Origin of the sequence: Thiorhodospira sibirica ATCC 700588 (assembly GCF_000227725.2) — a bacterium.
In the GTDB taxonomy this organism is placed as follows: Bacteria; Pseudomonadota; Gammaproteobacteria; order Ectothiorhodospirales; family Ectothiorhodospiraceae; genus Thiorhodospira; species Thiorhodospira sibirica.
Genome location: NZ_MU255056.1, coordinates 2,299,987 through 2,310,013 on the forward strand (window position 1 = coordinate 2,299,987; position 10,027 = coordinate 2,310,013).

Genomic DNA, 10,027 nt, shown 5'->3' on the forward strand with positions numbered 1-10,027 from the left:
TGCTATATCAAACATAAGGCGCTTTTGGTTTTTGGTGTGGCGTTGATTTGGTGCTTCGCCTTTAACGGAAAGCAGCCTGATCAGACCCTTGGGGGTCAGGGCCGGATGCCCGGTGGGTGGAAGGCTCGTTGTTAGCAGTCGCTCAGTATGCGACAAATATCCTTGATATTTCGGCACGTTCGCCGAATTTTTGCGGAGTTGTAAATAATGAAAACTATGAAAATCCTGTTTGTCGGTTTGGTTGCCCTGGGTCTGTCCGCGCCGGTATTGGCTCAGCAAAACACCGCTACCACGATTCAGTCCGGTGGCATCAACACCAGCGTGACGGGGCAGCGCGGCGATGTTAATGACGCAGTGACGGTGCAGGATGGTCGTGACAACCTGTCGATTACTGATCAGCAAGCCAATACCCGTAGCGGCGTTAATCGTGCCGGTACGGCGCAGTTTGGTGGCGTCAATGAGGCCCACACCATTCAGCGCTAAGCTGAGCAGTAAATATCCTGTTATCTCAATATTTTGACCAAAATTTTGCGGAGTGATGATTGATGAAAACCATGAAAATCCTGTTTGTTGGTTTGGTTGCCCTGGGTCTGTCTGCGCCGGTATTCGCTCAGCAAAACACCGCTACCACGATTCAGTCCGGTGGCATCAACACCAGTGTGACCGGGCAGCGCGGCGATGTTAATGATGCGGTCACCGTACAGGATGGTGCTGATAACCTGTCGATCACCGACCAGCGCGCCAATACCCGTGACGGCGTGAACCGTGCAGGAACGGCACAGTTTGGTGGGGTCAATGAGGCCCACACGATCCAGCGCTAAATCGTGCGTGTGACTATAAAGTTTTGCTTTGCACTGTGGTAAGTCAGCCAGGATTAGCCGACCTATGCGGGTCGGCTCTGTTTAGGCTGAAGTAATCAAGCCCAGGGATTAGCCATTTCACGCACATTTTTTACTTTAACTGCATAGGAGGTGCGGCGATCCTTTGAAGGTGCCCTTTCCAAGGTTTGCCCGTTATAATTTGTCAACTACCCCACCCTGAAGGGCGGAGCTTTGAAAGCAAGCTAGGTTGACCAGCCTAAGCCCTGTTAAAGGGGCTACGTGTACAACAGGTCGTTAAGACTCACCGGCGGATGCTTCCTCAGTCTGCCGCTCTGAAAGGTCAGGATCATGCTGACGAAAGGTAAAACGTCGAAGGTTTTGATCGCCGTGCAAGCGGGAGCCGGTTGTACACATTGGCGAGGGGAGCGACCACGCCGCGAGGCGTTGTCCGTCACCAGGCCCTTACGGGCAGAGCCTCACGGCCCGGCAGGTGAAAGGCCTGCACTTATTTCCGGCGGCTGCAAGCGCGTAGCTGCTATCCCTCCCCGGTCTGAAGGCCGGGGTTTCTCGCGGAGAAACTGATGAAGATCCTTACCAGCATTTGCATTTTACTGCTTTTGGCAGCCAGTTCTGTGGCGTATGCACAAGCCCGCTTTGACAGCATGGGGCGTCCGTGTATTGATGCCAGTGTGCAGGGTGATAATACCAATAAATCGCACATTCAGCAGGATTGTGATGTTAATATCTCCCGCACGGTTCAAGCGGGACAAAGCAATGAGGCCGCCACCCAGCAGCACGGTCAGGTCAATGATTCCATGACCTATCAACGCGGCCTGGATACCCCGCTGAGACGTTAAATGCAATAATCTCAGTCGTTGTTTTTTCTGCGGCAATGTCATCAGGCATTGCCGCCCGTTTGTTTTTGGGCATTATTGAAAAGGCCGCTCTATGAAATCAAAAACACATGTTTTACGTCTGGGCACGGTGGCGATTGTGGCAATGAGCGCCAGTTCCATCAGCTGTGCCGCGCCCGAGGTCTATCAGCAGGGCAACTCCACGGCGGTGATTGATCAACGCGGCGGTGGTAGCAGCACAACCCAGGTGATCAGAACTCCCGAAGGTCAGCAGGTTATCAGCCGTGACGGCAAGAGCAGCAGCGTCACCATTCAGCAATCCGGCCCGGCGGGTTCTTCACACAGCACCACCAGCACAGGAAATGCCGTTACCCCGATAGATGCGCAACAGCGTTTAGAGCAACGCACCAGTCAGGCGCGTACCCCTGTGGAAGCGCAAACCGATGCAGTACGCACCCGCGCCGACCAGACCACCGCCGAAGAGGCTAAGGAACGGGCGTTTTGGCGGATCTTTCGTTAAGTTTTTTAAACCGAGAGGAATAGCCCGATGATGGGTTGTAGGCAAAACCGCGCCGCATCATCGCGGCGCTTGTGGCATGTGGCCGTCTATGCTGCGCTGGGATGGCTTATCAGTACAAATGCGCTGGCACAATCCCACAGCAGCCTGGATGGGCTGCAGTTTATCCAGAGCCCATCCCCGGTCGCGATTCATCAGACCAACCCCGTCAATACCTTTATCGTCATTCAGGAAGAAAGGCTTTCTGAGGCCGCTATCACCCAAGCCGGTGAATATAACCGTGCGGTAGTGATTCAATTGGGTCACGATAAACAGTCCGTAATCCAGCAACACGGGCCATTCAATCAGCTACTGGTGTTGCAGGTGGCCCAAAGCGATCAGGATATCCATCGCGCCCATCAGGAACAGCATGTCCCAGACGCCGGTGAAGACATCAGTGGAGCCAGCTATGCCTTTTTGTGGCAGACCCTGCGCGGTGAAACCGCAACGCCTCTGGATCAGCGGTTAAGCACCCTGACCTTGCAGGAAGCCGGTGCCGTGGCAGGTAATTTCGTCATGGCGCCACAGCTGAACCGGGTCAATCTGCGCCTGCTGGAAAATCACGCTACCTTGCTTTTGTCCTCCTTGCAATTACACCTGGATCAACAACGCTTTGCGCACACCCGCTGCAATGCCGCCAATGAACACACCTGCAAAACCGCACCCTGGTTTATGGGGCTGGCTTATCAGTACAGTGATCATCAGCCTGTAGTCGGTGTCGCCGGATTCAAACAAGACTTGTATACCCTCTATGCTGGCCGCCAGTTTTCCCTGGCGGACCGGCTGCATCTGGGCTTTGCCGTCGCCTACAGTGAGTCTGAAAGCGATACCCGCCGCCTGCCAGGAAGCATGAGCATGACCGGCTATCAAGCGGCCGCCTTTGCCACCATACTGGGCGAGCGGGCTTATCTGGATATGATCGGCGGTGGCGGTGTGTATGATATCGACGGTCAGCGCTTCAGCGGTTTGTCTCCGGTCAATGCCAGCCTTGACGGTTGGGGCTATCTGGCACGGCTGCAAGGGGGATATCTGCTGGGTGAGGGCGCCATGCGCATGGGGCCTTTTGTGGCCGGAACCTATACCCACAGCCAGACCGATGGCTATCAGGAACGCGGTGATCTGCTGCTGACCCAGCGCATGGACAAACAAAACCGGGCGCAATTTCTTGGTGCCTTGGGCTTTTCCATGGATCGCCAGGATCACTGGAATGGTCGCAGTTTACACAGCTTCCTGAAGGCCGAAGTAGAGCAGGAATTTCGCGTGGGTAGCACCCGCGTGAGCCATACCCACTTTAGCTTTAATCCCGATGACAGGTTACTCACCCCCTTTGATGATGTCGCCGGGCACAGCTATGGACGCCTTTCCGGCGGTGTCAATCTGGCGCTGAGCAAACACAGCCAGGTTTCGCTGGCAGCAGCGACGCTGATTGATCATCCACAGGTGGATCGCTACCAGGTACAGGGGCAGCTGAATCTGTCATTTTAGTGCGCTTTGCGTATCCTCAATCCAGCCGGTCAGGCTCATGGAGCAGCAGGCGGGCGTGATCTTTACCTCACGCCCGAGCCCTTTGGCCAAGGCCACCATGCCCTCGGCGGGGTGGGCGATACCATCCAGACCGGCCATCACCGCATAGCCATCCATATACAGCTTGGCCTCGCCGGGTGGGCGGGCACAGCCCAGCAGCAAGGGAATTGAGGCAAGCTGTTGCCGTGCTTTCAGAAAAAAGGCCCCGACCTCATGTGGATCGGGGACCTTGAAAGGACGGTGTCCTGGCGCATAAAAAGGCATCACCACCACCAGCACTACCGCATCGGGCAGATGGCGCGTGAGCATTTCCAGCGCCGCCCACTCGCCCAGCAACGCCCCATAATGCAAGCCAATCACAATATGTGGCACCACGCGCATGCGGGTGTTCACTAGATTTTCCAGGGTCTGCTCAAAATCCTCCACCGTGCGGCGCAGGTGATACACCTGGGTGATGGTGTCCTGGGCGCCGATCACATCCATCATTGCCACATCAATGCCGCAATCTTCCAGGGCCTGGGCTGCTTGGGCATCGACCAGGGCAGCATGTACCCCGATGCGAAACTCTGGAAAACTATCCTTGATGCGCCGTAAGGTGGCGTAATACGGCGCATACTCCACCTCATTGCGGTGATTTGAGCCGCCGGTGAGCAGCATCCCCTGCGCACCCTTGGCGACGATCTCATTGACCACCTGCCACAAGACCTCCGGGGTGCGCGCCGGGATCATCGGTTTTAGAATCTGCGCCTTGCAGTGATCACATTGCAGCTTGCAGTCCGCGCCGGTAATGGAAATCGCCGGCCAGGCATTCTTATTGCTGCAGGCGCTGATTTCTGAAGTCTGGTACGCCTTAAAGGTGGGCGTATAAAAGTTGATCGGCGGCGTGTGTGCCCAAGCGCGCTGGGTATGTCTGGCCTGTAAATCTGCCAGAAGTGCCGGGTCCCAGCACATATCCTCCAGGCCTTCAATCTCGGCAAGCCAATCCATCCCGTTTAGCATCAAGCGACCTCATGTGGATAAATGAATTAAAAATCAAAGCAAATCAGCCTATTAAAACCTAAAGACACCCGTTACCCGGGGGCGGTTTTTTTACAGCCACCGCCGGATCATGCTACCCTTAAACGCGTTTCCTGCCATTGACCCCGCCTCATTTAATCCATTTTCAATCCATTCCTCACACCAAAGGAGAACTGTCTATGTGTGGTATTGCTGGCATTTTGCATGGTGCCCTGGACAAACCCATTGATCCTGAAACCTTGGTGGCCATGGCCGCAATTCAACATCACCGTGGCCCCGATGGATTTGGCTACAACATTCAGGCAGACCGTGCCGTGGGCTTTTCTCATGCGCGCTTGAGCATTATTGATCTGGACAACGAACGCGCCCGCCAGCCCTTTGTCTCTCAGGATGGCCAGCTACTGCTGGCGGTCAATGGCGAGCTGTATGATTACAAGCGCATTCGCACTGAACTGACCCTGCGTGGGGCGAAATTTCGCACCAAAAGCGACTCTGAAATCGTGCTGCATTTATACCAGCAGCTGGGCCTGGAAGACATGCTTTTGCAGCTGCGCGGCGAGTTTGGCCTGGCCCTGTATGACCGCAAACACGACCGCCTGATGCTGATTCGTGACCGTTTCGGGGTCAAGCCGCTGTATTGGACCCAGGTTGGTGAAACACTGGTGTTTGGCTCGGAGCTCAAAGTCTTGTTTGCCCATCCGGAGGTGCCCCGGCGTTTTAGCACACCGGGACTGTATCATCAATTGATGCAGACCATGGTACCCGGTAGCACCGCCTTTGCAGGCATTCATCAGGTCAAACCGGGGCATGTGCTCATGGTTGAACGCCAGCATGGCCGCCTGCAGATTCGCCAGCAGCGCTACTGGGATATGGACTTTCCCCTGCTCGAAGAGCGCCACAGCGGTCCTGTGCACGACGAGGCCTTTTATACCGAAGGCGTGCGCAACCATCTGATGCAGGCGGTGCAGCTGCGCCTGGAGGCCGATGTGCCCGTGGCCTGTTACCTCTCCGGCGGCATTGATTCCTGCATCACCCTGGGGCTATCCGCCGCCAGCCAACAGTCACCCGTTAAAGCCTTCACTATCGGCTTTGATAATGTCGATTATGATGAAACTGCGATTGCCCGGGAAATGGCCGAATCGGTGGGCGCTGACCAAGACATTATGATGCTGGCGGCGGATCACCTCTATGACAATCTGGTCGAGACCTTATGGCATAGTGAACGCACCATCTACAACACCCTGGGGGTCGCTAAATTATTGATGAGCCGCCATGTCAACCGCGCTGGCTATCGTGTCGTGGTCACGGGCGAGGGCTCCGATGAATTATTCGCCGGCTACCCCTCATTCCGTCGGGATATGTTCCTCTATGGCCTGGACACCCTTAGTGCGGCTGAACGTGCCAGCTGGGAGCAATTACTGGCCGAAAGCAACCAGCTATTTCGCGGCGCCATGCTCGCCGAGCAAGCCATCCATGACCCGGCGCTGGATCAGCGGGTGGGCTTTACGCCCTCCTGCCTGCAGCCCTGGCTGGCCAGCGCGGCACACGTTCCCGGCCTGCTGGCCCCGGATTTACGTCAGGAGATGCAGGGCTATGAGCCGGGTCGGGCGATTGCCGAACAGCTCGATGCGCACATGCTGGAAGGCCGTCATCCACTGGATAAGGCACAATATGTGTGGATCAAGACCATGCTGGAGGGGCAGATTCTCACCTGGGGCGGTGATCGCGTAGACATGGCCAACTCCATGGAAGCCCGGCCCCCGTTTCTGGATCATCATCTGGCTGAATTTGCCGCCCATATTCCGCCCGCCTTGCGCATCCGTGGGCGCACCGAGAAATATGTGCTGCGTGAGGCCATGAAAGGCCTGCTGCCCACGGTGCTTTATGAGCGCGAAAAATTTGCCTTCATGGCCCCACCGGCGCACACCGACCCCAAAAAATGGGCGGCCTTGCGTGGCCTGGCTGACGAATACCTGTCCACCCAAGCCATCCAGCAGGCCGGTTTGCTAGACCCGCAGGGCGTTACCGCGCTGTTTGCCTTACACGAGGCCCCAGATACCAGCGCCTCCACCCAGGTACAGCTAGACGCCGTTATCAATCACCTGATCGGCGTACAGGTTTTACATCAGCACTTCATCGCGCAAGACATTCCCCGCCTGGCCCGAGAACGTGCCAAGGCGCTGGGCTGGCATCCTTAACAGGCTGTTGAAAGGCTTGGGCGTGGTTCAAACCCGGAAGTGCGGTGGTGGACAGGCAAAAGCGACACCGAACGCTTCGCCAAGGCGCTGCCGCTGCACGCAGCAACCGATGCCTTGCTGGTTAATGGGTGCGAGCTCATCAGCACCCTCGAAGACGAGCGAGTGCTGTAAAAACAAGGTTTTGCCACATCCCATGATGTAAGCGCTGCGGGTCGTGCCCGATGGAAAATAGAGAACAAAAACAACAATACCCTCAAAACCAAGGGCTATCACGTTGAGCACACCTACGGCCACGGCAAAAAGCACTTGCCCATCCTGATCATCTTGGCTGCAGGGGTGCCACGGGCGATATCGGCCACTGTGTGAGCACCTGCCCTCACACCAGGGCTTTTTCAACGACCTGTGCATGCGCTCCTGCGGCCTGCGTTTCCCCTGTGGGAAAGCGATGCTCACCTTCATGATCAAAGCCCTTGATCAACCTTTCTCGCCCCCAACCATCGGCCATAATGCGAATTGCTGCGCCGCGTCTTGCACGCGGTTGGATGCGGGGTGTCGTGGTATTATAATGGCCTTCGCTTCCTCCCTAATCATTCCTGCGAACGTCCTTTAAGGTTTAATTCCATGCTTAGCGATGTTAAAAAAGTAGTGCTGGCCTATTCGGGCGGCTTAGATACCTCGGTGATTTTAAAATGGTTGCAGGAGACTTACGGTTGCGAGGTGGTGACTTTTACCGCCGATATTGGTCAGGGTGAGGAGCTTGAGCCGGCGCGGGCCAAGGCGCAGCAGCTTGGGGTAAAGGAGATTTATATTGATGATCTCAAAGAAGAATTTGTGCGTGATTTTGTGTTCCCGATGTTTCGCGCCAATACCCTGTATGAGGGGGAGTATCTGCTGGGCACCTCGATTGCAAGGCCGTTGATTGCCAAGCGTTTGATTGAGATTGCCAATGAAACCGGCGCGGATGCGATTTCGCATGGGGCCACCGGCAAGGGCAATGATCAGGTGCGTTTTGAGTTGGGTGCTTATGCGCTCAAGCCGGGAGTGCGGGTGATTGCGCCGTGGCGTGAGTGGGATTTGACCTCACGCGAGCGCCTGCTGGCTTATGCTGAAACTCATGCGATTCCCGTGGAAATGAAGCGTGGCAAGCAGTCACCTTATTCGATGGATGCCAATCTGCTGCATATCTCCTATGAAGGTGGCCCGCTGGAAGATCCCTGGACCGAGGCCGAGGAAGATATGTGGCGCTGGAGCGTTGCGCCAGAGGCGGCGCCTGACCACGCGCAGTATCTGGAAATCCAGTTTGAGCGCGGGGATGCGGTGGCGCTGGATGGGGTGCGTAAAAGCCCGGCCACCTTACTGGCTGAACTCAACCGCATCGGCGGCGCGCATGGCATTGGTCGTCTGGATCTGGTGGAAAACCGCTATGTGGGGATGAAATCGCGGGGCTGTTATGAAACCCCCGGCGGGACGATTCTGCTCAAGGCGCATCGCGCCATTGAGTCCTTAACCCTGGATCGTGAGGTGGCGCATCTCAAAGACGAATTGATGCCGCGTTATGCCAGCCTGATTTATAACGGCTACTGGTGGAGCCCGGAACGGCGCATGTTACAAAGCATGATTGACGCCTCGCAGGTGCATGTCAACGGGGTGGTGCGGCTGAAGCTGTATAAAGGTAATGTCATTGTGGCCGGGCGCAGTTCTGCCCAAGACAGCCTGTTTGATACGCACATTGCGACCTTTGAAGACGATGCCGGGGCTTATCATCAAGGCGATGCAGAGGGCTTTATCAAGCTCAATGCGCTGCGTTTGCGTATCGCCGCCCAGCGTGGTCGTTAGTATGTAATGATGTGGCGGCGGCGTGTAGTCGTGTGGATCGCCGACTTGCAGTCGGCTGGTCGGGACATGGAGTAAAAATTAGCCGAGTACAACTCGGCGATCCGAATCAAGATGATGTCGCTTTAATCACCGAACGCAAGATGCGTTCGCCACGCTGCGGAATACTTTAATGACTGAGCTTCGACATGACTGGCGTCTTGAGGAAATTCTGGATTACCTTGAGCGGCCCTTTAATGATCTTTTGTGGACGGCGCACAGCATCCACCGCACCCACTTTAACCCCAATGCCATGCAGATCAGCAGCCTGTTATCCATCAAAACCGGGGGCTGTTCGGAAGATTGCGGCTATTGTTCGCAAAGCGGCCACCATGAGGCCAGTGTCAGCAAAGAACAGCTGTTACCGCTGGAGCAGGTGGTGGTGGCGGCGCGTCAGGCCAAGGCACAGGGGGCCGGGCGTTTTTGCATGGGGGCGGCATGGCGCAGCCTCAATGAAAAACACCTCCAGCAGGTGATCGAGATCGTGCAGGCGGTCAAGGCACAGGGCCTGGAGACCTGCATGACCTTGGGGATGCTGACTCAAACCCAGGCGCAGCAGCTCAAAGCGGCCGGGCTGGATTATTACAATCATAATCTGGACACCTCGCCGGAGTTTTATGGGCAGGTGGTGACTACGCACACCTATCAAGACCGCTTAGACACCTTGAATCATGTGCGTGAGGCCGGGCTGAAAATGTGTTCTGGCGGGATTCTGGGCATGGGTGAGTCGCGCCAGGATCGGGCGGCACTGTTACAGCAACTGGCGAATCTGCCCGCGCATCCTCATGCCGTGCCGATCAATCATCTGGTGAAAATCGCCGGCACGCCGCTTCAAGAAGCGCCGCCGCTGGACCCGCTGGAATTTGTGCGCACCGTGGCCACGGCGCGTATTGTGATGCCGCGTTCCTATGTGCGCCTGTCTGCCGGTCGGGCGCAGATGAGCGATGAATTGCAAGCCCTGTGCTTTTTTGCCGGAGCCAATTCAATTTTTTACGGCACTAATCTGCTGACCACACCGAATGCCGAACAACACGAGGATCAGGCACTGTTGGCACGTCTTGGCATGGACAGCGCGGCCTGAGGATGGATGGGCATTGAAAAAAACTCCCCTCTTTGTTCAAGGAGGGGTGCCCCGTCAGGGGCGGGGTGGTTAGTTTTTACCGCTTACCCCTCCCCGCCTTGCGG

Annotated in this window: 10 protein-coding genes; 8 read left to right on the top strand and 2 right to left on the bottom strand. The window is 56.3% G+C overall.

Annotated features, from left to right (window positions below):
• Positions 1-207: 207 nt before the first annotated feature.
• The 5 genes from THISIDRAFT_RS10745 (at position 208) to THISIDRAFT_RS10765 (ending at position 3,716) form a co-directional block, all read left to right on the top strand.
• Entirely contained in the window at positions 208-483 is a 276-nt protein-coding gene (locus THISIDRAFT_RS10745; RefSeq protein WP_006786078.1) for a hypothetical protein, read from the top strand.
• A 62-nt stretch (positions 484-545) separates the two neighbouring features.
• The gene (locus tag THISIDRAFT_RS10750; protein WP_006786079.1) at positions 546-821 is read left to right on the top strand and encodes a hypothetical protein; all 276 of its coding nucleotides are present in this window, start codon (positions 546-548) and stop codon (positions 819-821) included.
• A 581-nt stretch (positions 822-1,402) separates the two neighbouring features.
• Positions 1,403-1,678, top strand: coding sequence for a hypothetical protein (locus THISIDRAFT_RS10755; RefSeq protein WP_006786080.1), 276 nt, complete (start codon positions 1,403-1,405; stop codon positions 1,676-1,678).
• A gap of 91 nt (positions 1,679-1,769) precedes the next feature.
• Positions 1,770-2,195 carry a hypothetical protein gene (locus THISIDRAFT_RS10760; protein WP_006786081.1) on the top strand — a complete coding sequence of 142 codons (426 nt, stop codon included), beginning with the start codon at positions 1,770-1,772 and terminating at the stop codon, positions 2,193-2,195.
• Between the two features lie 27 nt (positions 2,196-2,222).
• Positions 2,223-3,716 (top strand): autotransporter outer membrane beta-barrel domain-containing protein, encoded by a 1,494-nt coding sequence (locus THISIDRAFT_RS10765; RefSeq protein ID WP_006786082.1) that lies wholly within the window; start codon positions 2,223-2,225, stop codon positions 3,714-3,716.
• Here THISIDRAFT_RS10765 and THISIDRAFT_RS10770 read toward each other — a convergent pair.
• Complete coding sequence (locus tag THISIDRAFT_RS10770; RefSeq protein ID WP_006786083.1) at positions 3,708-4,754, bottom strand: radical SAM protein; 1,047 nt, start codon at positions 4,752-4,754, stop codon at positions 3,708-3,710. The genes THISIDRAFT_RS10765 and THISIDRAFT_RS10770 overlap by 9 nt on opposite strands.
• Before the next feature lie 197 nt (positions 4,755-4,951).
• Between THISIDRAFT_RS10770 and asnB the strand changes: the two genes are divergently transcribed.
• The gene (asnB, locus tag THISIDRAFT_RS10775) at positions 4,952-6,970 is read left to right on the top strand and encodes an asparagine synthase (glutamine-hydrolyzing) (RefSeq protein ID WP_006786084.1); all 2,019 of its coding nucleotides are present in this window, start codon (positions 4,952-4,954) and stop codon (positions 6,968-6,970) included.
• A gap of 27 nt (positions 6,971-6,997) precedes the next feature.
• Here asnB and THISIDRAFT_RS10780 read toward each other — a convergent pair whose 3' ends face one another.
• The gene (locus tag THISIDRAFT_RS10780) at positions 6,998-7,276 is read right to left on the bottom strand and encodes a hypothetical protein (RefSeq protein ID WP_040851208.1); all 279 of its coding nucleotides are present in this window, start codon (positions 7,274-7,276) and stop codon (positions 6,998-7,000) included.
• A 315-nt stretch (positions 7,277-7,591) separates the two neighbouring features.
• Between THISIDRAFT_RS10780 and THISIDRAFT_RS10785 the strand changes: the two genes are divergently transcribed.
• Entirely contained in the window at positions 7,592-8,806 is a 1,215-nt protein-coding gene (locus THISIDRAFT_RS10785) for an argininosuccinate synthase (protein ID WP_006786086.1), read from the top strand.
• 169 nt (positions 8,807-8,975) lie between these two features.
• The gene (gene bioB, locus THISIDRAFT_RS10790) at positions 8,976-9,923 is read left to right on the top strand and encodes a biotin synthase BioB (protein WP_006786087.1); all 948 of its coding nucleotides are present in this window, start codon (positions 8,976-8,978) and stop codon (positions 9,921-9,923) included.
• The last annotated feature ends 104 nt before the right edge of the window (positions 9,924-10,027 follow it).

Coding starts and splice junctions, on each gene's coding strand:
- THISIDRAFT_RS10745 (WP_006786078.1), top strand. CDS start 208: ATGAAAACTATGAAAATCCTGTTTGTCGGTTTGGTTGCCCTGGGTCTG.
- THISIDRAFT_RS10750 (WP_006786079.1), top strand. CDS start 546: ATGAAAACCATGAAAATCCTGTTTGTTGGTTTGGTTGCCCTGGGTCTG.
- THISIDRAFT_RS10755 (WP_006786080.1), top strand. CDS start 1,403: ATGAAGATCCTTACCAGCATTTGCATTTTACTGCTTTTGGCAGCCAGT.
- THISIDRAFT_RS10760 (WP_006786081.1), top strand. CDS start 1,770: ATGAAATCAAAAACACATGTTTTACGTCTGGGCACGGTGGCGATTGTG.
- THISIDRAFT_RS10765 (WP_006786082.1), top strand. CDS start 2,223: ATGATGGGTTGTAGGCAAAACCGCGCCGCATCATCGCGGCGCTTGTGG.
- THISIDRAFT_RS10770 (WP_006786083.1), bottom strand. CDS start 4,754: ATGCTAAACGGGATGGATTGGCTTGCCGAGATTGAAGGCCTGGAGGAT.
- asnB (WP_006786084.1), top strand. CDS start 4,952: ATGTGTGGTATTGCTGGCATTTTGCATGGTGCCCTGGACAAACCCATT.
- THISIDRAFT_RS10785 (WP_006786086.1), top strand. CDS start 7,592: ATGCTTAGCGATGTTAAAAAAGTAGTGCTGGCCTATTCGGGCGGCTTA.
- bioB (WP_006786087.1), top strand. CDS start 8,976: ATGACTGAGCTTCGACATGACTGGCGTCTTGAGGAAATTCTGGATTAC.